At 71.7% G+C, this 22,765-nt stretch carries 21 protein-coding genes; 2 read left to right on the top strand and 19 right to left on the bottom strand.

From position 1 onward, the window contains the following. Positions 1–605: 605 nt before the first annotated feature. The 14 genes from ACZ466_RS41060 to ACZ466_RS40995 all read right to left on the bottom strand — a co-directional run bounded on the left by ACZ466_RS41060 (position 606) and on the right by ACZ466_RS40995 (position 15,954). Positions 606–1,664, bottom strand: coding sequence for a serine/threonine-protein kinase (locus tag ACZ466_RS41060; protein WP_464041878.1), 1,059 nt, complete (start codon positions 1,662–1,664; stop codon positions 606–608). Between the two features lie 603 nt (positions 1,665–2,267). Beyond that, a complete protein-coding gene (locus ACZ466_RS41055) occupies positions 2,268–2,567 on the bottom strand; it encodes a hypothetical protein (protein WP_464041877.1) in 300 nt (99 codons plus the stop codon). A 395-nt stretch (positions 2,568–2,962) separates the two neighbouring features. Then, the gene (locus ACZ466_RS41050; RefSeq protein WP_378285926.1) at positions 2,963–3,649 is read right to left on the bottom strand and encodes a class II aldolase/adducin family protein; all 687 of its coding nucleotides are present in this window, start codon (positions 3,647–3,649) and stop codon (positions 2,963–2,965) included. Then, the gene (locus tag ACZ466_RS41045) at positions 3,646–4,521 is read right to left on the bottom strand and encodes an alpha/beta fold hydrolase (RefSeq protein WP_378285925.1); all 876 of its coding nucleotides are present in this window, start codon (positions 4,519–4,521) and stop codon (positions 3,646–3,648) included. Before ACZ466_RS41045 ends, ACZ466_RS41050 begins: the two co-directional genes overlap by 4 nt. Further along, the gene (locus ACZ466_RS41040) at positions 4,521–5,369 is read right to left on the bottom strand and encodes an alpha/beta fold hydrolase (RefSeq protein WP_378285924.1); all 849 of its coding nucleotides are present in this window, start codon (positions 5,367–5,369) and stop codon (positions 4,521–4,523) included. The genes ACZ466_RS41045 and ACZ466_RS41040 overlap by 1 nt, the downstream gene beginning before the upstream one ends. Then, on the bottom strand, positions 5,366–6,121 hold the full coding sequence (locus ACZ466_RS41035; protein WP_378285923.1) for a dienelactone hydrolase family protein: 756 nt from the start codon (positions 6,119–6,121) through the stop codon (positions 5,366–5,368). The genes ACZ466_RS41040 and ACZ466_RS41035 overlap by 4 nt, the downstream gene beginning before the upstream one ends. Before the next feature lie 16 nt (positions 6,122–6,137). Continuing rightward, positions 6,138–6,965 carry an IclR family transcriptional regulator gene (locus tag ACZ466_RS41030; RefSeq protein ID WP_378285922.1) on the bottom strand — a complete coding sequence of 276 codons (828 nt, stop codon included), beginning with the start codon at positions 6,963–6,965 and terminating at the stop codon, positions 6,138–6,140. 7 nt (positions 6,966–6,972) lie between these two features. Further along, positions 6,973–7,956 (bottom strand): sugar ABC transporter substrate-binding protein, encoded by a 984-nt coding sequence (locus tag ACZ466_RS41025; protein WP_378285921.1) that lies wholly within the window; start codon positions 7,954–7,956, stop codon positions 6,973–6,975. Between the two features lie 66 nt (positions 7,957–8,022). Beyond that, positions 8,023–8,997: an ABC transporter permease gene (locus ACZ466_RS41020; protein WP_378285920.1), complete on the bottom strand. Its 975-nt coding sequence runs from the start codon at positions 8,995–8,997 to the stop codon at positions 8,023–8,025. Beyond that, positions 8,994–10,547, bottom strand: a complete 1,554-nt coding sequence (locus ACZ466_RS41015) for a sugar ABC transporter ATP-binding protein (RefSeq protein WP_378285919.1) — start codon at positions 10,545–10,547, stop codon at positions 8,994–8,996. The genes ACZ466_RS41020 and ACZ466_RS41015 overlap by 4 nt, the downstream gene beginning before the upstream one ends. 1 nt (position 10,548) lies before the next feature. Further along, on the bottom strand, positions 10,549–10,800 hold the full coding sequence (locus ACZ466_RS41010; RefSeq protein ID WP_378285918.1) for a hypothetical protein: 252 nt from the start codon (positions 10,798–10,800) through the stop codon (positions 10,549–10,551). Continuing rightward, on the bottom strand, positions 10,797–11,615 hold the full coding sequence (locus tag ACZ466_RS41005; protein ID WP_378285917.1) for a DODA-type extradiol aromatic ring-opening family dioxygenase: 819 nt from the start codon (positions 11,613–11,615) through the stop codon (positions 10,797–10,799). Before ACZ466_RS41005 ends, ACZ466_RS41010 begins: the two co-directional genes overlap by 4 nt. Beyond that, a complete protein-coding gene (locus ACZ466_RS41000) occupies positions 11,615–13,828 on the bottom strand; it encodes a hydantoinase B/oxoprolinase family protein (protein WP_378285916.1) in 2,214 nt (737 codons plus the stop codon). Before ACZ466_RS41000 ends, ACZ466_RS41005 begins: the two co-directional genes overlap by 1 nt. Then, positions 13,825–15,954, bottom strand: coding sequence for a hydantoinase/oxoprolinase family protein (locus ACZ466_RS40995; RefSeq protein ID WP_378285915.1), 2,130 nt, complete (start codon positions 15,952–15,954; stop codon positions 13,825–13,827). The genes ACZ466_RS41000 and ACZ466_RS40995 overlap by 4 nt, the downstream gene beginning before the upstream one ends. Positions 15,955–16,040: 86 nt before the next feature. On the opposite strand from ACZ466_RS40995, the gene ACZ466_RS40990 reads away from it, so the two are divergent. Next, positions 16,041–16,613, top strand: coding sequence for a cytochrome P450 (locus ACZ466_RS40990; RefSeq protein WP_378285929.1), 573 nt, complete (start codon positions 16,041–16,043; stop codon positions 16,611–16,613). Positions 16,614–16,706: 93 nt separating this feature from the next. Here ACZ466_RS40990 and ACZ466_RS40985 read toward each other — a convergent pair whose 3' ends face one another. From ACZ466_RS40985 to ACZ466_RS40975, 3 genes are read right to left on the bottom strand one after another with little or no spacing between them, the layout of a single operon-like run. Further along, on the bottom strand, positions 16,707–18,332 hold the full coding sequence (locus tag ACZ466_RS40985; protein ID WP_378285914.1) for an ABC transporter permease: 1,626 nt from the start codon (positions 18,330–18,332) through the stop codon (positions 16,707–16,709). After that, positions 18,329–19,240: an ABC transporter ATP-binding protein gene (locus tag ACZ466_RS40980; protein ID WP_378285912.1), complete on the bottom strand. Its 912-nt coding sequence runs from the start codon at positions 19,238–19,240 to the stop codon at positions 18,329–18,331. The genes ACZ466_RS40985 and ACZ466_RS40980 overlap by 4 nt, the downstream gene beginning before the upstream one ends. Next, positions 19,233–19,922 (bottom strand): TetR/AcrR family transcriptional regulator, encoded by a 690-nt coding sequence (locus tag ACZ466_RS40975; protein ID WP_378285910.1) that lies wholly within the window; start codon positions 19,920–19,922, stop codon positions 19,233–19,235. Before ACZ466_RS40975 ends, ACZ466_RS40980 begins: the two co-directional genes overlap by 8 nt. 14 nt (positions 19,923–19,936) lie before the next feature. Between ACZ466_RS40975 and ACZ466_RS40970 the strand changes: the two genes are divergently transcribed. After that, on the top strand, positions 19,937–20,215 hold the full coding sequence (locus ACZ466_RS40970; RefSeq protein ID WP_378285909.1) for a hypothetical protein: 279 nt from the start codon (positions 19,937–19,939) through the stop codon (positions 20,213–20,215). A gap of 506 nt (positions 20,216–20,721) precedes the next feature. Here ACZ466_RS40970 and ACZ466_RS40965 read toward each other — a convergent pair. Next, the gene (locus ACZ466_RS40965) at positions 20,722–21,984 is read right to left on the bottom strand and encodes a cation:proton antiporter (protein WP_378285908.1); all 1,263 of its coding nucleotides are present in this window, start codon (positions 21,982–21,984) and stop codon (positions 20,722–20,724) included. Positions 21,985–22,190: 206 nt separating this feature from the next. Beyond that, positions 22,191–22,742, bottom strand: coding sequence for a hypothetical protein (locus tag ACZ466_RS40960; protein WP_378285907.1), 552 nt, complete (start codon positions 22,740–22,742; stop codon positions 22,191–22,193). Positions 22,743–22,765: the final 23 nt, after the last annotated feature.

The raw sequence follows: 22,765 nt of genomic DNA, 5'->3' as shown, positions 1-22,765 counted from the left end.
CACAGCGGCCAATCGCCGGCGTGTGCGCGCCTGCGGTTGACGGACGCCGATGCCAGGGCCGACAGCGTGCTCGGCGTCACCAGCCGATGCGAGCGCAGCCACGGCGGAAGTCGACGCGCCAGAGCCGAGATCACCGCGCGGTCGGCCCAGTCCCGTCGGGGCCGCCCGACCTGCCGACGCAGCACCGCGACCTCATGCCGCAACACCGAGATCTCTGCCTCCTTCGAGGCATCACCGCGAACCAGCGGTACCGGCCACCCCGTAACGCGGATGAACATCAAGTACGGCAGCCGAAAGAGCACAAGAGCCGAGGGCAGAGCCCAGCCCATGTGCCATGGACGAGTTCTGGCACCTCACACGCGCTGGTGGACTGGTTCTGCGCTGGAGGCTGCCAGCTGCACCTGCCCATCCCCCTGGGGCGCTCTCCTGGCTACGCGGATTTCGTCTCGTGACCTTCGGTGCCGCCAGGCATGTCGACCTGGTCCTGACCGTTGATGCGGATCACGCAGCGGCTGAACCGGACGCCGTCGACGTCGCGGAGTTGGCCGAACTATGCAGTTACGACCAAGGGCAAGGCAGGCGGCCAGGCACCGCAGAACGACAGCTCATCTATATGAGGAATTTCCACCGATTAAGGGGATTGCCAGCCTTTCTCGACCATGTGGCGAGGTGTCGGGATGGTCGTCGCCCAGTACCCGCACATAGTCGGGCAGCAGACTCTGCAGGGCGGTGACGGCGGTGTCGCAGCGACCCTCCTGGCCGTTCCTGTGGGCTTGGTCGGCGCGTGCTCGCAGGGCCTCGAGGCGGTCGGGGTGGTGCGGGTCGGTGCGCCGGCGCCACAGGTCGTGCAGGCGGGCGGCCACCGCGGCGGCGTCGGGGGGCCGCTGGTCGGGCTCCTTGGCCAGCAGTTCCCGCAGGTACTCCTCCAGTTGGGGCGGGGTGTCGGGCCGCAGCGTGCGGGCGGGGGGCGGGGGTGCGGCCAGGTGCTGGGTGACCACCGCGCGGGCGTCGTCGCCGGTGAAGACGTGGCGGCCGGTCAGCAACTGGAACACGGTGGCGCCGAGGGCGTACAGGTCGGCGCGGTGGTCGACGGGCTGCCCCATGATCTGCTCGGGCGCCATGTAGGCCAGGGTGCCGATACTGGCATCGCCGGTCAGGCCGGTGGTGGCGCCGTGCAGCCGGGCGATGCCAAAGTCGCAGACCTTCACCGTCCCGTCGCCACTGAGCATGAGGTTGGCGGGCTTGACGTCGCGGTGAACGATCCCGGCCGCATGCGCGGCGGCCAAGCCCTCGGCGGCCTGCGCCCCGTACTCCAGCACATCCTCGATCGGCAGCCCGCCGGGATGGTCGCCCAGCAGGCTCTTCAGATCACGACCGTGCAGGAACTGCAGCACCAGATAGGACAGCCCGTCATGCTCCCCGACGTCGTGAACGGCGGCGATGTTGCGGTGCGACAACCGCGCCGCCGCCCGCCCCTCCCGCTCGAACCGGGCCAGCGCCTGCTCCCGCAGCGAACCGTGCATCAGATGCGGCTGCAGCACCTTGACCGCCACGGCCCGTTCCAGCCGCAGATCCTCACCTCGCCACACCTGGCCCATGGCGCCCTCACCCAGCAGCTCGACCACCCGGTACCGGCCCGCCACCACCACACCCTCAACCAGCAACCCGCCCCCAACATCCGCCGGCAATGGCTCCAACCCGCCAAAAGAACGACCCCAACCTACGGCCCAGAACCCCAAAAGCCACGGCGCGCCACAAAGTGGGCCGTCAGCCCATTCGGGCGGTGAGGAGAATCGGAAGGATGATCAGCTGCTGAGTCCGCCACCTGCGGTGATGCGAACAGTGGACCGGACACCACACCTCTGCCCTATTTCCCCCGGCATCTCCGCAGGTTGCGACGTCGAGATCGAGTCGAGCGGTGATCTGGGCCGTGCTCGGCGCAGCCGTCCACAGCCGCAACCCGGCCCCCGATACTTGGTTTGCCGAGGACCTGCAAATCTCAGCGAACGTGATCCCTGCCTGCCGCACTCCGGCCGTCTCCCTACCAGTCAGCGGAGCGGCGGGGTCCAGGGCCATGGCCGGCAGGCCGTCCGCCGCCGGGTGCTCGTCTCCAGCCGACTGTCCGCTCAAACACCCGCGGCGTCGAGCTTGCTGCCGGCCGAGGGCGCACCGGGCTGGGGCAGTTGGCCATCGCCAGGCGCGGTGGGCTTGTCGGAGTCGTCGCGGTCTTCCCAGCGGCGGCACATCCCGTCGCGGAGGTTCTCCGTTCAGTCGCGAAGCCGGGCGGAGCACTCAACGTCGGTGAGCTGGCAGCGTGGCTCACGGCTGGAGTAGCGCCATTCGTGGGTGAGGTACAGCCGGCCGTCTGCGCCGAGGCCGAGCATCTCGGCGGCGAAGGGGTTGCCGGTGCCGTAGTCGACGCCGAGCGCGAGCCAGTCAACGATCTCGGGGAGAGCCGCGACGACGTGGCGGCACGTCTCCTGCTCGCGAACGATGACTCCCCTCCGTAGTGGTGCGCCGCCCCGTCCTCCCCAGTGGCTGTGCTGCGTTTCCGCTTGCATACTCACCTGCGGAGACGCGGCATCCTGCCCGGATCATGGCGCCAGGTTCCTTCGCGGTCCTGAGGGGTGGAGACGGAACCATCGAGCAGCGTCGATCCCCCGGCCCGACGGCGGCCGCGTCCGCGGCAGCCGCACCTGCGACACCGCCACGACGACTAGATCATGATCGCCCGGCGTCGGATCGTGGCCGGAAGCATCGAGACCTCCGTGTTCATCCCCCTGCGCGCCCAGTGGCGAGCATCCCGACCCGATATGGCCGGGGCCGGTGAGCCGCGTGGACATGGATCGGGTCGCCACCGACTCGATGCTCGCGTCCGAGTGCTGGGGGGCGCCGGCCTGGTCCGGTATGGGCGGACGGGTGGCCCCGGCCGGACCAGGTCGGCGTCTGCGGGAGTCCTCCGTCAGGTCGTGGGGAGTGTTCGGAGCAGGTAGTTCCAGGCGGCGTCGAGTTGTTCGGGTGCGTAGCAGCGGGCGCGTTTGGCCAGGGCCTCGGCCTTGTCCGAGTGGTCGTAGGTGCCGGTGACCGCGGCGACCTGGAGTTGGGTGCGGCAGGCTTTCTCCAGGAAGATCGCCGTCATGACGGCGGTGGGGACGTCGGGGCCGGTGGTGACCAGGCCGTGGCGGTGCAGGAGGAGGGCGTTGCGGTCGCCGATCGCCTCGGCGACCGCCCGGCCCAGTGCGCGGTCGCGGATGAGGTCGCCGGTGGCGGTGAAGCGGGCGATGTCGGGTGGCCAGAACAGGGTGCCCTCGTGCCCGATCGGGTGGAGCGGCAGCCCGGTGGCGGCGAAGGCGACGGCCGACTCGGCGTGGCTGTGGACCACCGCGCCGACGTCGGGCCGGGCGGCCATGATCTCGGTGTGGATGGGGTACTCGAGGTGGACGCGCCCGTCGCCGGCGAGGAGCGTTCCGTCGCGGGCGATGAGCACCACGCGTTCGGCGGTGATCTCTTCCATTCCGTGGCCGGCGGCCTTGAGCCACGTGCCCGCGCCGCCGGGGTCGCGGAGGGAGAGGTGTCCCCAGATGAGGTCGGCGTTGCCGTGCGCGGCCAGCACACGGCAGCCGAGGGCGACCTGGTCGGCAGGGGTCACCGGGTGTCCTTGGTGAGGAAGTCGCCGACGATCCGGTTGAACTGGTCGGGCTGTTCGAACATCGGCCAGTGCCCGGCGCCGGTGATCATGTCGAAGGCGGCGCGGGGCAGGATCTCGGCGGCGCGGCGGCCGACCTCGGCGGGGGTGGTGGGGTTGTGGTCGGTCCACAGGACGAGGGTGTCGTGCTCGATGCGGGCGAGGTCGTTCTCGCCGAGCATGTGGACCCGGTTGGCCTGGCTGGGCTGCTCGGCGACGAGTTTGGCGAGCGCTTCCTCGGCTCCGGGCAGGGTGTAGTAGCGGTAGCGGCATTCGACGAGTTCGTCGGTGACGGTGGCCGGATCGACCATCAGCCATTCCAGCCGCTCGCGGACGCTCTGGCGGGTCGGTGCCGTGGCCGCCTTGGTGGTGACGGCCTTGACCTGGGCGTGCACCTTTTTGCTTTCGGTGACGCGATCGGGGTCTGACAGCAGCAGCCCGGCGCCGGTGACGGAGACGAGCTTGCCGACGCGGTCGGGGTGCTTGAGCGCGGTGTAGAGGGCGGTCCAGCCGCCCAGTGACTGGCCGACGAGGTGGGCGCGTTCGGCGCCGATGGCGTCCAGGAAGCCGATGAGGTGCCGGGTGAAGGCGGGGGCGTGGTAGGTGACGTCGGTGGGGCGGGCGGTGAGGCCGTGGCCGAGGGCGTCGATGGCGTAGATGCGCAGGCCGCGTTCGGACAGCGGGACGATGTTGCGCAGGAAGGCTTCGGCGTGGCCGGTGAGACCGCCCATGAGGATGACGGCGTCGCCGTCACCGGCCTCGATGGAGCGGGTGCGCCAACCCGCTGCGTCGCGGTAGCGGGTTTCGGCGCCGAGGCAGTCGGTCCAGAAGGACATCAGTTCTCCTTGCTGAGGAAGTCGATGAGAGCGGGGTTGAGGAGCTCGGGGTGTTCGTACTGCGGCCACTGCTTGGCGCCCTTGATAGTGAGAAGCCGGGCTTGGGCGATGGCGTCGCGTGCGGTCTCGATCACCACCTGCGGGGTGTGGCCGTGTTCGCCGCGCACCAGCATCACGGGCATGGCGAGTCCGGCCAGCCGTTGCGGCGTCAGCAGGGAGCGGTCGTTGTCGGCGGCGCGGACCAGGCGGTGCACCTGCCGGGCCTCCTCCGGCTGGTAGAGGAGGGTTCGGATCTCCACCAGTTCGGGGTCGAGGCGATCGGGGTCGGCGAGCAGCCCGGCCAGGCGGGTGCGTACGGCCTCGGGCGTGGGCTCGGCATAGGCCCGTCCGCCTCGCTCGTAGGCGCTGCGGGTCGTGGGGTCGGCGAGGCGTTCGGACTCGGTCTGCAGTCCGGCGGGCTCGATGAGCGCCAGCCGCCGGACCCGGTCGGGGGCGCCGAGGGCGATCAGTGCGGCCGTCCAGCCGCCCAGCGACTGGCCGACCAGGTCGGCTTCGTCGAGTGCGAGTGCGTCCAGGACGGCCAGCGCGTGGACGGCGAGTTCCTCGACGGTGTATCGGGCTGCGGGCGGGCGGCCGGTGAGACCGTGGCCCAGCAGGTCGAACGCGATCGCCCGTCGTCCGGCTTCGGCGAGTGCGGGCATGGTGCGGGCGAAGGTCTCCAGGTGTCCGCCGCGTCCGTGCAGCAGGACGATCGGAGGGCCGTCCCCCAGCGAGGCGATCCGGGTCGGCACTCCCCCGGCGACGATGTGCCGGATCTCGGCGCCCAGCAGGTCGGTCCACAGGCTCACAGGTGGGCCCGCAGGAACTCGAGGGTGCGTTCCCAGGTGAGGCGGGCGGCCTGGGGGTGGTGGTTGGGGTGGGTGTCGTCGTGGTAGGCGTGCCCGGCGCCCTGGTAGAGGTGTACCTCGATCGGCTGCTCGGACAGCTTGAGGGCCTCTTCCAGGCGGCCGACCTGGTCGAGAGGGATGACCTCGTCGGCTCCGCCGAAGTGGGCCTGCACCGGGCAGCGGACGGTCGCCGCGATGTCGATGCGGGATCGGATCCGGCCGGTCGGGCTGTAGGCGGGGGGCAGTTCGGGCAGTCCGTACAGCGGAACGGCGCAGGCCAGCCGGTCGGTGCCGGTCGCCCAGGCCAGGACGAGGCCGCCGCCGAGGCAGAAGCCGACGGCGGCGGCGCGGGAGGCGTCGAGGTCGCCGCGCCGGGCCAGGTAGTCCAGGCCGGCGTCGAGGTCGGGGATCGCCTGCTCGTCGCGGGCGGCGAAGAATGCCTTGGCGCGCCGCTCTTCGGGGGTGGTGTAGTCCTGCGGGGGGCGTCCGCCGATGCGGCTGTACAGGTCGACGGTCAGGCAGGCGAATCCCTCGGCGGCGAAGAGTTCGGTGACCCGTTCGCGGTGGGCGGTGACGCCCAGGTTCTCGTGGGCCATGATGACGACGGGCGGTGGGGCGCCGCCGGGTGTGCGGACGGGCAGGGCCAGGTAGCCGCGGATCTCGTCCCGGCCGCTGGGGAAGGTCACCCAGGCGGCGTCGGGTGGGGTCGGCATGGTCTCCTCCGTGAGGTCAGCCCGCTCGTGGGGATGCCGGCGGGTTGGTGGCCGCGGCGCGTCCGAGCAGGTACTTGATGTGGGTGCCGAGGGCTTCGAGGCGGCGCCGCGACATGCGCGCGGTGTGGCCGCAGACCGCGACCGCGCCGGCCGGGCGGCCGGCGACCATGACCGGGACGGCCACGCCGGCGATGCCGGCGATGAACTCGCCGATCTCGACGGCGTAGCCGTACCGGCGGCAGGTCCGCAGTTCGCGGCGGAATGCTTCGGGGTCGGTGATGCTGGCGGGGGTGCGCTGCGCCAGCCGCAGCGTCGCGACGATCTCCTCGCTGTCTTCCACGGGCAGGCCGCTGAGGATGGCGCGGCTGATGCAGCCGTTGCCCAGTGCCGAGCGCCGGCCGAGCGGTGACAGCGACTCCGGGGAGTGCGGTGCCTCGCGCTTGGCGGTGATGAGCAGGGACCGATCGCGCCAGTCGATCTCGGCGACGAGCACGGTCTCCCCGGTGGAGCGGATGAGCTCCTCGGCGACGCCTTGGGTCAGGTGGGCCAGCGCCGTGGTCGCCGAGACGAGGCTGCCCAGTTCCAGCAGCCGGTTGCCCAGCACGTAGGCGCCGTCGTCGGCCTGCCTGAGGAAACCTCGTTCCACCAGCGTCACCGCGAGGCGGTGGGTGCTGGCCTTGGGCAGCCCCGCGGCGGCGGCCAGCTCGGAGAGCTGGAGGCGGGGATGCGCGGCGCTGAACGCGCTGAGCACGTCCAGCGCCCGGTCGACCGAGCGGACTCCGCGGCGGCGCGGCCCGTCCTGCGCGGTGGGGCCGGAAGGAAGAGGGCCAGGAGTATCGGGCATCAGTACCTCACGAGCAGTAGGGCGGGGCCTGGCTCGTATTTTCCCTGGTCACCAGCGTCTCGGGCACGTTGGCGATCTTCTTGACGCCCGGTGTGCCGCGCAGCAGGCCCACGACGTTGTCGATCGCCATCTCGCCGACGCTCTTGGGCGTGTTGCTGACGGTGACCGCGATGTCGCCGGCGCCGATCGCCTTGACGCCCGCGGCGCTGCCGCCGTTGGTGAGGATCTTGATGTCGTCGCGTCCGGCGGCCTTGAGGGCGGCCAGCACGCCGAAGGCCATGTCCTCGTTGTGCACGAAGACGTAGGAGACCTTGGGCCGCGCCTGGAGCAGGTTCTCGGCGACGTCCTGGGCCTTGGCGCGCTGCCAGAGCGCGGGCTGGTCGAACACGACCTTGGCGGCGCCGCCGAGGCTCTGCTTGAAGGCGTTGTTCATCAGGTCGGCGGCCGCGCCGGGGGCGCCGCCGACGATGCCGACCTCGACGGGCCTGCCGCCGCTGTCCTTGACCAGCCAGGCTGCGAGTTCGCGGCCGACCTTCTGCACGTCGGTGACGACCGCGCCGAGGATCTTGCTCTGGTCGACCGAGGCGACCGAGGTCAGGAAGATCGGGATCCGGGCCCGGTTGGCGCGGTTGATGCCGCCCTCCAGCGAGTCGATGTTGACCGTCTGCACGACGATCGCGTCGACCCGCTTGACGATCATGTCGTCGATGTTGGACAGCTCCTTGGCCGGGTCCATCGCCGAGTTCGCGGTCAGCAGCGTGACTCCGGCCTTGTCGGCGCGTGCCTGCATGGAGCGCTGGAGGCAGGTGTGGAACTCGATGGAGTTGCCGTTGACGAAACCGACCGTCAGCTCCTTGCCGGAGGGGACGGTCGCGGTGGCCTCGCCTCCGTCCTCGACCGAGCAGCCGGTGAGGGCGATGCCGGCGGCCAGGGTGAGCGCCGTGGCCAGTCTTCTGGGTGAGCGGCCGGTGGTGCCCGGTGCGGCGAACATGTCGATCCTCCCGAATCGGTGCGGGGTGGTGGGGTGGGCGGCGGGGGGCCGAGTGTGCGTCGCCGGTCAGTGAGGTCGTCCGCGCAGGTGATTGGTGATCGCCGCGACGAGCAGGACCGCGCCGAGCGCCACGTTCTGGTAGTGGGAGTTGATCTGGAGCAGGTTGATGGAGTTGGCGACCACGCCGAGGAGCACGACTCCCAGGACGGTGCCGACGAGGGTGCCGCTGCCGCCGTGCAGGGCGGTGCCGCCGATGACGACCGCGGCGACCACGGTGAGTTCCAGATGAAGGCCGCCGGTGCCGGGGCTGGCCGCGCCCAGCCGGGAGACGAGCATGACGCCGCCGAGCCCGGCCAGCATGCCGCCGAGGGTGTAGAGCAGCAGCTTGGTCCGGACGACGGGGATGCCGGCCAGGCGGGCGGCGTCCTCGTTGCCGCCGATGGCGAAGGCGTTGCGGCCGAACGCCGTCCAGCGCAGTACCAGGGCGGCGACCGCGCAGACGATGACGGCGATGACCACGAGGGCGGGCACGGCGCCGGCGACTTCGCCGAAGCCCAGCGGCGCCAGGTGCTCGCCGATGGAGATGCTCTTACCGTCGATGATGAGCAGGGCCGCCCCGTCCAGGACGGTGGAGGTGGCCAGCGTCGCCACGAACGGCACGACCTTCAGGCGCGTCACCACGATCCCGTTGACCAGGCCGATCCCGGCACCGAGCGCGAGGGCCAGCGCGGCCGCCGTCCATTCGTCGAGGCCGCCGACGATGAGCTGGGCGACGACGCCGTGGGTCACGGCCGCGATCGCACCGAGCGAGAAGTCGATCCCGCCCGCGGTCATCAGCAGGGTCAGCCCCGCGGCGAGCACGGCCACCACGGCGATCTGCTGGGAGACGTTGAGGAGGTTGGGGCCGGTCAGGAACACCTCGCTGTTGACGGCGGTGAAGGCCCCGACGACCAGCAGTACCGTGAGCAGGCCGGCGTGCCGGGAGACCCCGGGAGGAAGAGCGAAGCCGGTTCGGCCTCGCAGCGCGGTGAGTGCGGTCATGACTGGTCTCCTCCAGCGGTCAGCGTTACCAGGTCGTCCCGGGTCACCTTCTCGATGGGCGAGTCGGCGACGATCCGCCCGGAGCGGACGACGACCACGCGGTCGGCCAGCCGCAGCACCTCGTCGACGTCGGAGGAGCCGAGCAGGACGGCCGTGCCCCGTTCGGCGAGGCCGTCGACGATGTGATGGATCTCGGCCTTGGCCGCCACGTCCACGCCGTTGGTCGGCTCCTCCAGCAGGCAGGCGGCCGGTTCGCCGTCCAGCCATGCCGACAGCAGCACTTTCTGCTGGTTGCCGCCTGACAGGGACGCCACGGGCGGGTCGGCGTGCAGGGTGGTGACGCCGTAGCGTTCGCGGGCCTGGCGTCCCTCGGCATGCAGCCGGCGCCAGCGCACCAGCCACGGCCGCAGCCGTCCCCTGCGGACCAGGGCGAGGTTCTCATCGACGCTGAGGACCGGCACCAGCCCGTAGGACAGGCGGTCGCCGGTGACGCAGCGCAGGCCGGCCGCCAGACCGGCACCGACGTCGCCGGGGGCGACCTTGGCGCCGTTCACCGTGAGATGCCCGCTCTTGGCCCGGCGGAGCCCGGTGAGCAGCCGGAACAGTTCGGACTGGCCGTCTCCGGCGGGGCCGAGGACGGCCACGACCTCCCCGGCGCGGACGGTCAGGTCGAAGGGGTGCAGGCGGCCTCCGGCCAGCCCGGTCAGCTCCAGCACCGCCTCGCCCGCCGACCGGTTCCTGCCGGGCCGGTCATGGACGAGCCGGTCTCCGACCATGGCGTTGATCAGTGCGGGCAGGTCGATCTCCGCGGCACGTGCGACGGCGGCCACGTGCCCGTCGCGCATCACGGTGACGCGGTCGGCCAGGTCGAGGACCTCGTCGAGGTGGTGGGAGATGTAGACGATCGCGGTTCCCCGGTCGCGCAGGGTGCGCACCAGGCGGTGGATCGTCTGGGCGTCCCGGCCGCCCAGGGAGGCCGTCGGCTCGTCCAGGATCAGTACCCGGCCGCCGAGATGGACCTCGCGGGCGATCTCCACGAGGGTCTGCTCGGCGGGGCCCAGGCTCCCGGCGACCGCTTCCGTCGCCACTTCGATGCCCAGTCCGTCCAGGGCGCGGGCCGCCTCCCGGTGGGCCTGCTTCCACCGGATCCGCCCGCCGCGGGCCGGAAGGCGGCCGAGCAGGATGTTCTCGGCGACCGTCAGGCCGTTCACCAGGGTGCGTTTCTGGTGGACGATGCTCACACCGGCCGCGTGGGCGCGGCGCGGCGTGAGCGCGGACCGGTGCTGCCCGTCGATGACGATGTCGCCGGCGTCCGGGGTGAACGCGCCGCAGATGAGCTCGACCAGGGTCGATTTGCCCGCCCCGTTCATCCCCACCAGGGCGTGCACCTCGCCCGGCAGCAGCGTGAAGTCGACGCCGGCGAGTGCCTGCGCGCCACCGAAGGCCTTGCGGACCTGGCGCAGCTGGAGCACCGGAGCCGCCTGCCGCTCGTGGAGGCCGATGTCGGCGTCCCCTTGCGGCACGCCGCCGCGGCCGTCGAGGGCGGCCATGTCAGGATCCCTCCGCGGCGGCGTACATGTCCTGGTGGGCCACGCCGAGGACGACCATGAGGTTGCGCAGCGCCACGGGGTTCATCCCGTGCGCCAGCAGCCAGGTCGCGTCCTTGGCGGCGACCGCGCGCCGCTCCTCGCCGGTGAGCCGGTAACCCGCCAGGACCGGCTCCGGCGCGGCGCGGAAGGATCGCAGGACGTCGGGATCGTGTTCCAGGTCCCGGGCGAGGTGGTTGAGGCCGACGATGCTCACGGCGTCACCTCGAACGCGCTGATGCCGATGCCGACCGTCCAGGCGGGCATGGGCCGGTAGGCGTGGACGCGGGCGGGGCCTCCGGCCGCGCCCGCGGCGATCAGCCAGGTGCGGATCTCCAGCGCGCCGTTGCCGGCCTCGTCCAGGATCCGGGCGTCGTCCCAGTCCGCGACGTCCGCCGCCCGGCCCTGTTCGAGGAGTTCCAGCAGCCGGGTGTCGAACTCTTCGTTGATCTCTCCGAAGCGGGGCAGCCCGACCCAGTGGGACAGCCCGCCGGTGCCGATGACACCGACCCGGGAGCCGTCGGGGAGCGCCCGGACGGTTTCGCGCAGTGCGGCGCCCAGGTCCAGGCAGCGGCGCAGCGACGGCAGCGGCGGGGTGTTGCAGTTGACGAACAGCGGGACGACACCGGCCGCCGCGGCCGCCGGCAGCTTGGCCAGCGGCACCGTGAAGCTGTGGTCCAGTGCCATGGTGTGGGAGCGCGCGAGGTCGAACCCGCGGGCGGTGAGCCCGTCCAGCAGTGCCGCCGCCAGCCGCGGCCGTCCCGGCACGGTGCCGCCGGGGTTGCCGAACTCCGCCCAGCCGTGGTGCTCCTCGGCCAGTCCGAGGCAGAAGGCGGGGTAGTTCTCCAGCCCGAACGTCTCGTAGTGGTCGGTGGCGACCAGGACGACGGCGTCCAGATCGGCCGCGGCGATCTCGGCGTCGAGGCGCCGCCAGGCCTGGTGCAGGATCGCGGAGACCTCGGGGTCGGCCTGCGCGTTCTTGACGATCGCGCCCACGTGGGAGGTGGCGGCGGCCAGAGCCAGGTGTCCCATCACCCCTCCCTCGCGGCCAGGAAGCGGATGTCGTCGGGGTGGGCGTCGCCTCGCCGGACGACGTCGGTCGCCTGGAGCCGGCCGCAGGCCGGGCAGGTGTAGCGGCGCAGTTCCAGGTCCGGGTCCAGCCGGGTGGCGTGGCCGAACTCGTGCACGTCGTGGCCGATCTCCACGGTGGCGTGCGCCCGCCACACCTCGTCGGCCGCGGACAGCACGCAGCCGCAGGCGCAGGCGACCCACCGCCGGCCTCCCGCCTGGACGATCTCCAGGCCGTCGCCCACCGGGTGGAGCCGGGTCCGCGGCCCCGCCGGCGGCTCGGGCAGCGGCTTGTCGGCGGGCAGCGCGCGCCGCGCGGCCCGCAGCCGTTCACGCCGGGCCGCGGTGGCGCCGGGATCGACGCGGCCGTCCTCCGACAGCACCGCCCCGTAGAGGCGCACGGCCGCCTGCGCGGTGATCGCCCCGAAATCCAGGTCGGCCTGGACGTGCTCGGCGGCCCGGTCCAGCGGGTCGCCCCAGCCGCCGCCCGCCTGCGGAACGGTCGCCAGGATGTCGTCCTCGCCCAGGTGGTAGAGGCCCTGCCGCCCGCGCATCACCGGACGCTCCCCCGACAGCTCCTCGACCGAGGGGATCCGCCCGGCGGCCAGCCGCGCCCTGACGTCACTGTGCTTGACGACCGTGCGGGTGTTCTGGGCACCGGGGTAGCCGCCGAAGATGCCGGTGGAGTTGGGCACCTCCCAGCCGTGCGCGGAGTTCAGCGCGGTGACGTCGCGCCCCCCGTGCACGGTGTAGACCGCGCCCATGCTCATGCCGCCGCGGTGCCGGCCGGCGCCGCCGGAGTCGGCGACCAGGCCGCGCCACAGGTACAGCAGGGGCGAATCCATCTCAACGGCCTCGACGTTGGAGATGCGCTGCCGCTCGATGTTGTGCTGGCCCTGGGTCCAGGCGCCGTCGCGGTGGGCGTAGGCCGCGCCGCCGGTGGCGAGGCAGTCCATGATCACATACGTCTGCCGGGCGCCGTTCTCGCCGGCTCCGGTGAGCACGAACTTGTCCGGCCCGCCGGCCGGGCCGGCCTGCGCCTCGCGCAGCAGCTCGTCCGAGCAGGCCGCCAGCTTCGACAGGCATTCGGTGGCCGTCATCTCGACCAGCCAGCCGGCCTCCAGCGCGCCGCCGCTGACCGCCGCGGGACGCGAGGCGTTGCAGATCAGCCCGTCGGGGCACTCCACCTCGACCGGCTTGAACAAGCCCTCGTTCCAGGGGGCGTCGAAGGCCAGCGTGGGCAGCAGGGCGGCGGCGATCCCGGCCATCATCCCGGAGTAGGCGCAGTTGATGTAGCCCTTGGCCTGCGGCGACGATCCGGAGAAGTCGAAGTGGAGCGTGTCGCCACGCTTGGTCAGCACCAGGTCGATCTCGTAGGTCGCGTTCTCCCGCGACTGGGCCAACCCCCCGTCGTTGTCAAGGTAGGCGCGCGAGTGCAGGCGGGCATCGGGCAGTTTGGCCAGCCGGTTGCGCAGCCGCTTCTCCGACAGGCCGATGAGGTTGGCCATGACCGTGCGGACGGTGGCGGCCCCGTACTTGTCGGCCAGCGCGGTCATCGCGCGGACCGCGGTGTTGTTCGCGCCGATGAGCGCCCGCAGGTCCAGGTTGACGGTCGGTGCCATCCGGGTGTGGGCGAGGATCAGGTTCCACACGTCGGTGCGGACCTTGCCGCCGTCGACCAGCTTGGTCGGCGGCATCTGCAGGCCCTCCTGGTAGGAGTCGGTCGCGTCGATGCAGAAGCTGCCGGGGGTCATGCCCCCGACGTCGACCATGTGGCACATGGCGCCGGTCCAGGCGAGCAGTTCACCGTCGAAGAAGATCGGCGCGATGAGGCCGACGTCCTGGGCGTGGACGGTGCCCTTCCACGGGTCGTTGACGATGAACATGTCGCCGGGGGCGATGCCGGGGTCCTCGGTGCAGTCCTCGATGACCGACCGGGTGATGGCGGCCATGGAGGAGGCGTGCGACAGGATCGTGCGGCCCATCGCGGCGACCGAGCCGTCGGGGAGGTAGAGCCCGACGTTGTAGTCGCTGGCCTCGACCACGTGGGTGGACCCGGAGATCGCCGCCAGGGTGGCGCCCTGCTCGTCGGTGATGGCCAGCAGTCGGTGCCGGATCACCTCGAAGGTGATCGGGTCGACCGTGTCGGTGGCGGTGTCGGTGGCGGTGGTGGTCACGCCTCCCCCTTGCAGTCGATGACGAGGTTGCTGTGCTGGTCGACCTGGAGCGCCTGGGACGGGCCGATGACCACGGTGGTGCCGGCGAACTCCAAGATCGCCGGGCCGCGCAGGGCCGCTCCCGCGCCCAGCCCCTCCCCCCGGTACACGCGGGTGGCGATGCGGCCGGTCTCGGGGAAGTGCACCTCCCGCTCGCCGATGAGCGCGGCGTCGGGGTCGGCCGACCCCGGGTAGGCGCCCTCCCGGACGTCGGTGACCTTCACCCGGCCCTCCACCCTCAGCGTGTGGATCTCCACGCCCGCCCCCAGCAGCGCGGTGCCGGCGCCGTAGATCCGCTCATAGGCGCTGCGGAACTCCTGGATCAGCTCACGCAGGACGCCGGTGGTCACCGGACCGTCCGGCACCGCGAGCGGGAGCTCGTGGGACTGGCGGCGGAACTTCAGGTAGGCCACACGCGACAGGCGGGCGCGCGGGTCGCCGTCCAGGTCGGCCCGGCACCGCTCGGCCAGCGCGTCGAAGGTCGCGGTGATTCGCTCGGCGTCCAGATGGGCGGCCGGGTCCCGCGCTCCCGGGGGCGTGCGGTTCACCTCGGTGGTCTGCACCGCCCGGTACCGGTCCGAGGTCACCGTGCCGTAGGCCGAATGCACGGTCGAGGTCGGCGGGACCACGAGCGTCGCGATGCCGGCGGCCTCGGTGTAGGCATAAGCGTGGGTCGGCCCGGCGCCGCCGTAGGCGTAGACCACGAAGTCGCGGGGGTCGTGGCCCTGCTCGACGGTCACCTTGCGCAGCAGGTCGGCCATCTGGTTGTCGGCGACCTTGCGGATGCCGGCCGCGGCCTCCTCCACGCTCAGATCGAGCGGATCGGCGATGTGGGCGCGGATGGCCTTCTCTGCCAGGGAACGCTCCAACGGCATGCGGCCGCCCAGGAACCGGGCGGGATCGATGATGCCCAGCACGACGTCGGCGTCGGTGACCGTCGGCCGGTCGCCGCCCCGGCCGTAGCAGGCCGGGCCGGGCACCGATCCGGCGCTCTCGGGGCCGACGACCAGTACGCCCGACTCGTCCACCGCCGCCAGGGACCCGCCGCCGGCGCCGATCGCGGTCACCTTGATCCGCGGCAGCGCCAGGTGCAGGTCTCCCACCTCGCTGATCCGCTCGACCAGCGGCTCGCCATCGATGATGAGACCGACGTCGAAGCTGGTGCCGCCCATGTCGGAGGTGATGACGTTCGGGTGCCCGAGCCGGGCGGCCAGCGCGGACGAGGCGAGCACACCGCCTGCCGGGCCGGAGGTGAGCATGGACGATGCGCGGCGGGCGGCGTCCTCGGCCCGCATGACTCCGCCACCGGAGTCCATGATGGAGAAGTCGCCGGTGAACCCGGTCGAGCGCAGTCGCCCCTCCAGGCCCGCGATGTAGTCGCGGATGACCGGCCCCAGGTAACTGTTGACCACGGTCGTGGCGGACCGCTCGTACTCCCCGATGACCGGCGCGACCTGGTGGGACAGGGTCAGATAGGCCTCGGGCCACTCCTCGGCGATGATCTGGGCGACCCGCTCCTCGTGCGTGCCGTTGACGAACGACCACAGGAACGACACCGCCAGGGCCCGCACGCCCTCCTCCCGCAGCCGCCGCAGGGTGCCGCGCACCTCCTCCTCGTCCAGCGCGACGATCTCTTCGCCCCGCGCGTCGGCGCGCTGGGTGATCTCCACGATCCGGGAGCGCGGAACGATCGGGTCGGGGTTGCGGCGCCGGCTGTAGTGCCCGGTCGCCGCGCCCATGCCCACCCACGACGTCATCGACCGCTGGATGAGCATCGTGTCGCTGAACCCCCGCGTGGTGAGCAGCGCGGTAGGGGCGCCTTTACGCTCGATCAGCGCGTTCGTCGCCGCCGTCGTGCCGTGCGCGAAGTAGCCGATCGCGGCGCAGAACCCCGCCAGGTCCGTCCCGTAGGACTCCGCGGCCAAGCGCAGGGCGTTGACCACGCCTTCGGACCGGTCGTGCGGGGTGGTCGGCGACTTGAACAACCGGGGAGGGCGCCCGTCGCGGAGAACGACGAGGTCGGTAAAGGTTCCACCGACGTCGGTTCCCACGAAGAACCGCGGCACCGGGTCCGATTCACTTTCCACGCTTGCCTCACCAGAGTCGACACGAAACCGTCAGCGCGTCCGGGGGTTCGTCACCGATGTGACGACCGTGTTGCGCTTGCGCCACTCTGGGCGGTGACCCAGATCACCAGCAATGCCCCGGTCCGCAGTGCGGAACGGCGCCGCTCGCCGGCAGGTGCGGTTCAACGTGCCGGGCCGGATGGCGCACGGCATCACCGGGGTGTTCCGCGGCGAAGGCAAAACCCGACGCCAAGGATGCAACGATCACCGTCGACCACTCGGCGCCGAGTCGCTGGTCCAGGTCGGCATCTCCGCCGGCCGCGCTCGTCGCCGCCTTCCCCCTGATCGAACGGCGGCGGGAGGATCCCGGCGACGACCTCCTCACCGCCCTGGTCCAGGCGCGGGACGAGGACGGCGGCCAGCTCACCGAGACCGAGCTGGTGACCGTGGTGCCGACGCTGACGATCGCCGGGCACGAGACGACCGCGCACCTCATCGGCAACGGCATCGCGGCCCTCGTGAGCCATCCCGACCAGCTCGCATCGCTGCGCGATGATGCGGAGCTGCTGCGCCGGTGCAGTCCCGTGGTCGATGCCAAGCTCCGGTACGGGCCGTGCCGCCCGAGCGGCTGGAATGGCAGCCGCTCCCCGGCGCGCGGCAACTCCTCCGCCTCCCGGTGAGACTCGGGCCATCCTGAAACCTGCCCGCGTAGAGAAGTGGCGGTCTCCTCTCCCGAGGAGGCCGCCACTTCTTCGTTCAGAGCCGGGCCGGCGTCATGCGGCGAGGTCTCGGCGCCGCACGCCGAACAGACCCGCGGCGGACAGGGCGGCCGCCATGAGGGTGAGGACGGCCAGCGTGAGGATGCTGGGACGTCCGAAGAAGGGCAGCACGTGGGCGAACGGGGACAACGCCTTGAAGGTCCACTCGGGCCATCCCAGGTGCTGCCCGAACTCGGCGACCAGCGCCACGACCAGCGCTCCCCACCCGATGACCGCGGCGCCCCGGCGGAGGAGGCCGTAGGCGGCCATGGCGATCCCGACCATCACCCACACGGCGGGGACCAGGCTCAGCGTGGTGATCAGCATGTCGCCCAGTTCACCGCTGCCCAGCCCGAAGCACAGCCCGAGGACGAACTGCAGCACGACCGGGATGGCCAGTGCGACGAGCAGGTGCCCGGCGGCCCAGCGCATACGGTCGACCGGCGTGGACAGCAGGAGCTCGGCGTGGCCGCTGTTCTCCTCCTGGCCGAGCCGCAGCAGGCTCATGATCGCGTACATCGTGATGAGGAAGCCGGTGGTGAAGGCGATGTAGGCGAAGAACGCATCGCCCGGAGAGGCGCCGCCGCCCATCGCGGCGGCCCATTCCTTCATGCGGGCGCTGTCGGCGTACTCCTCCATCGCCTCCGCCCCGGCGAATCCGGTGGGGAGCGCGATGGCGACCGCGGCGCACGTCCAGGCCACCGCCATCGGCCGGTGCAGGCGCCAGACCAGCGCGAACGGGCTGCGCAGCCCCGCGGGCGCTCTGGCCGGGCCGGGACGCGCGGTCATCAGACCGGCGCCGAGGTCGCGGCGGGAGGCCAGTGTGAACGCCAGCCGCACCAGCACGACCGTCAGGGCGAGGGCGAGCAGGAACGGCCACCAGCGTTCGTCGGCGTAGGGGCGGGTGCGCTGGAGCCAGGCGTTGGGGATCAGCCAGCCGAGCGATCGCACGGTGCCCTCGCCCATGTCGAAGACCCCGCGCAGGAAGTGCATGCCGATGAACAGCGAGATGGCGGTCGCGCCCGCCGCGCGGGAACTCTCGGTGATCTGGGCGGTCACCGCGGCCAGCCCGGCCGCGATCCACACCGCGCAGCCCACGGCCAGGCCCAGGGCGTAGGAGCCGCCGGTGGGCATCCCCGCGCTCGCCAGCCCGGCGGCCGAGATCACGGCCAGGATCGCGCCGGCGGCGAGCACGACGACCAGGGCCGCGGCGAGCTGGGCGTGCCGGCCGACCGCGGACGCCCCCACCAGTTCCCGACGGCCCGCCTGCTCCTCGCCGCGGGTGTGCCGCACCAGGAAGATCGCGGCACCCAGCGCCGCGATGATGGTGGCGCCGCCGAAGCTCTCCTGCGCGATGAGCGCGGGAGCGGTGTCGGCGTAGGCCGGCCCCTGGAACAGCTTGAACATCGGGACGTCCACCATGACGTCCTGGTAGCGCGCCTGGCGTGCGGCCGCGTCGGGATAGACGGTGTCCACGCTGTTGGCACGGCTGGTCACCACGCCCAGGGTGATCAGCATCCAGACCGGCAGCCACACACGGTCGCGCCGGAGGATCAGCCGGATCAGCGGGCGGGTCCCGGTCAGCGGCCCGCTGGAAGAGGTCGCCGGCGCGCGCCCGCGCCGTGTCGCCACCGAGGTCATCGCGTCACCGCCGCCTGCTCCTCCGCGCCTGTCCGGTAGTGGCGCATGAACAGCTCTTCCAAGGTGGCGGGCTGGACGGAGATGTCGCGCAGCCCGAGCGAGCCGAGATGGGTGACCACCGCGCCGATGTGCCTGGTGTCGACCTGGCAGCTCAGCCGGCGGTCGTCGATGTGCAGGTCGTGGACGCCGGGCAGGCTCTCCAGCCCGTCCGGCGGAACCGACAGCTCAGCCGTGACGGAGGTGCGGGTGAGGTGCCGCAGGTCGGCGAGCGTCCCGGTCTCGACGATCCGCCCGTCCCGGATGATGCTCACCCGTTCGCACAGGGCCTCCACCTCGGACAGGATGTGGCTGGAGAGCAGGACCGTGCGCCCGCGCTCTCGTTCCTCGCCGACGCACTCGCGGAACACCGCCTCCATCAGCGGGTCCAGGCCCGAGGTCGGCTCGTCCAGCAGCAGCACCTCCACGTCCGAGGCCAGCGCGGCGATCAGGGCGACCTTCTGCCGGTTGCCCTTGGAGTAGGTGCGGGCCTTCTTCCTGGGGTCGAGCTGGAACCGTTCGATGAGCTCGTCACGGCGGCTCCCGTCGGCCTGGCCGCGCAACCGCCCCAGCAGATCGATGACCTCGCCACCGGTCAGGCTCGGCCACAGGGTCACATCGCCCGGAACGTAGGCGAGCCTGCGGTGCAGTTCGACCGCCTTCTCCCAGGGGTCCTCCCCCAGGAGCCGGGCCGTGCCCGCGTCCGCTCGCAGGAGCCCGAGCAGGACCCGCAGGGTGGTGGTCTTCCCGGCCCCGTTCGGGCCCAGGAAGCCGTGCACCTCCCCCGCCTCGACGACCATGTCCAGACCGTCCAGCGCGCGCGTTCGCCCGAACGTCTTCACCAGGCCGGAGGTTCGGATGGCTTCACTCATCGTCCTGTCCCTTCATCGAGGGTGGGGACTGCTGCTTGACGACCGCGTCGCGGATCTCGTCGCCGACTCCGGAGGCGACGAACTCCGCCATGCAGGTGTAGATGTCGAACATCGCCATGGCGACGCGGGAGGAGTTCTCGGGCGCCAGCACGTCGCCCCCCATGCGCTGGGACAGCTGCTCGTGCAGCACCACCGTGGACAGGTGCATGGCCGCCATCACAGCGGCAGCGTCCCGCGCCCTGTCCGACCCGGCGGGGAAGCGCTCGGGCCACATCCGGCTGAGGAAGTCCTCCGACACCGCGGCGCCGGTCTCGAACAGCGCGGACGCCGTCGGTGACCCCTCGACCATCGCCCGGGCGACATAACGGGTGATCAGCGGACTCCTGGCGAACAGCTCGGCCATGAAGTCCGGGTTGCCGATCTCGCCGCTGGTGACGCCGAACTTGTCCAGTCCCCCGAAGGCCTCGACCACGTAGTCGTCACAGGCCTGGATCAGCTCCTGTTTGGAGCCGAAGTGATGCTGCAGGAGCCCGTGCGACACCCCCGCCGCCTCGGCGATCCCCTTGATCGTCGCGCCTTTGAACCCGCGCTCGGCGAACTGGGCGAGCGCGGCGTCCCTGATCCGGGCCCGCGCGGTCAGGTCCTCCGGCGGCCGGTCCCCCCGCCCCGTGACTGGATGCATATCCAGGACACTAGATGAACGTATTGGAACTTGGAAGTACGTATTGGCGACGGGATCGCCAGACCTGGCTTCCTTCATCGACGGAGAATCCGGCGATGGATCTGCCAGACGTCGGCCGGGTTCAGCGATGGGAAGGCAACGCCCAGTTCAGAGCGACTCGGCGGCCGCCAGATGCGTCGGCACTCAGTGGCGAAGCCTTCACGGGGCGCGTGGGGGCGGTGTTCGGCCTACCCCTGTTCCAGGCCACGCCGGCGTTCACGATCGTCGCCGCGGCGACCGTCACGGTCCGGTGACCGGGTACGCGGTACGGCCCCGTACGCGGCCGGCCGGGATGCGAACTCGCCCCTAGACCGTGATGAGTGTCCCGGCCCCGCGACATGCGGACCCCACGGCCTTGTTCCGTCCAGCCCGCCACGAATGTCGCCTGGTGCCGTAACCGCGACCTGCGCTGTTTCTCCGCGCACGGCTCGAGACGTCACCCCCCGCCACCGGGGCGGGCCGGCGAGGGGTGGGCTCTGGCACGCCGACGGAACAGGAGGAGTGCGGCCACGGTGGCCGTGAGAGAGGTGACGAGCACGGCGCGGAGGCGTGCTGGACGACGCCGGGGTCATCGGTGGCCGGCTGTGCGACCAGCAGGCTGACTTGGCCACCGCGGTATCCGGCGCGAGTCCTGGTGGCTGCTTCACCTTCGATGAGGCGATCGCCTCATCGAAGAACTGCTGGAACGTGGGATGCACCTGGAATGTCGGTTCCCATGACCTCCCACCCGCATGCCCACGCTGCCGTGATCAACTCCTTGTCAGGCCTGGCCGTCACCGGCCGGGGGCGGCTCCGAGCGCCCAGGGCGGCGGGCGAGAGTGCGCGCCCGCCCCAGCACCGGGCCGTGCCAAGCGGGGACCTCTCGCTCGTCGTCGAATCCGCGGGCCACCACGATGTCGGTGGAGGAGTGCGCCAGGATCGACAGGACGATGGTCGCCGCGACCAGATGGAAGATGTGGTCGGCGGCGGCGATGCCCGACTCCAGCACCAGCAGTCCGTACACCACAGAGGCGAAGCCCTTGGGGCCGAACCACATCACGGCTGCCTGCTCCCGAGTGGTCAGCCCCGATCTCAGGAACGAGACCCAGATGGCCACCGGACGGGCCAGCACGAGCGCCAGCACCGCGAACACCCACCCGGCCATCCCGACCTCGCCCAGGAAGGCCGGGGTCAGCAGCGCGCCGAACACCAGCAGCGCGGCCAGCTTGAGCAGTTCGGCGACCAGTTCGCCGAACTCCTCGAACGCCTCACGGTGCTGGTCGCCGATGGTGGCCACGGTGATCCCGGCGGCGAACGCGGCCAGGAAAAGGTTCCCGTGGGTGGCCTTCCCCAGTGCCAGCACCAGCAGCCCGATCGCCACCGCGTTCAGGGGTTCGTACTTGGGCGCGATCGCGAACAGCCGGGTCCGCTCCAGCATGATCGCCGCCCACGGCACGGCCACACCGATGACCAGGCCCAGTCCCAGCTCCGAGCCCAGTTCGGTCAGGTGCAGATCGTGCGATCCCTGGGCGATGGCCAGGAACAGCACCACGAACGGCAGGATCAGCCCGTCGTTGACGCCGGACTCCACGTTCAGCAGGTGCCGCAGGCGCGGCGGCACGCGATCGTTGCCCACCAGCGCCGCCGCGAACACCGGGTCGGTCGGGGTCAGCACCGCTGCCACCAGCAGGGACTCGACCCAGCCAAGGCCGGCGACGTAATACGCCAGCAGGGCGGTCACCAGCAGCGTCAGCGGCAGCCCCCACCCCAGGGCGCGCCCGGGCAGCCGCCAAGCGCTGCGCAGGTCGCGCCAGCCGGCGTGCATGCCGTCGGTGAACAACACCGCGAACAACGCCAACTCGGCCAGCCCGGCGACCAGCGGATCGCCCGCCTTGAGCGACACCACTCCGCTGGCACCGTCGCCCAGCAAGAAGCCGCCGACCAGGAACAACGCCGCCGTGGAAAGGATCGTGCGATTGGCCAGACTGGACACCAGTACGGCCAGCAGCAGCAAGGCCGCGAAGGCGGTGAGCAGGGCGATCATCGGTTGGCGCTCCTCGGGAACGATCGATCAAAACCGCCGACCAGACTTCCCGGCACACCGAACCACGACCTTAACGGGATTCAGCCGAGCAGACCACCTGTATATGCACCCGGTCCTGCCGATCCGCGTCCCGGTGAGCGAATTGCACGACGGTCGTCGGCTACCGGAAGATCCGGCCGACCGAGTCCGGTCAGTACCCACCCCCGTCACACCGATGACGGCGCCGGGTTGCTGAAGCGGGGCCTTGACCTGAGGCAGAGCGCGGCAGCGGCGCCGGTGGCCAGGCCCGCGACGAGCAGCAGCCATGGCACGCCCCGAGCGGTGACCGCGAGGTGCCCGCCGAGCCGGCCGGTATGGCTCACGGCGGTGGCCGGCACCGGCTCGGTGCGTCCGCCGGACTCCTCCCCGCGCACCGACTGGACGGCCAGGATCGCGAAGACGGTGACCATCAGTGCCATGGTCAGGCCCATCAGGCCGAGGTAGCCGTCGAGCATGTCATCGGCGCCGCCCATGACGGCGACGAAGTCCTCGGGAGCGTCGGCGAATCCGTCGACCAGCGGCCGGGTGAACGCGCCGTAGGCCGTTCCGGCGACCAGCAGGGCGATGCTCCAGCCGATGAGGTCGGCACGGTGGAGGCGAAACGCCAGGGTCCGCGCGTCGCGCAGCCAGCCGGCGGCACGGGACGCCCGGGGCGCGCGCCGCCACCGCCGGGGGGCGGTGAGTTGGGCGACGCGGCCGGCGACGTCGGCGCGGACCACCGCGCGGCCCGCACGCTCTGCGG

Source organism: Actinomadura rugatobispora (assembly GCF_055379765.1).
The sequence above is the reverse complement of the archived record's forward strand: the minus strand, read 5'-3'. Positions and strand labels throughout refer to the sequence as shown.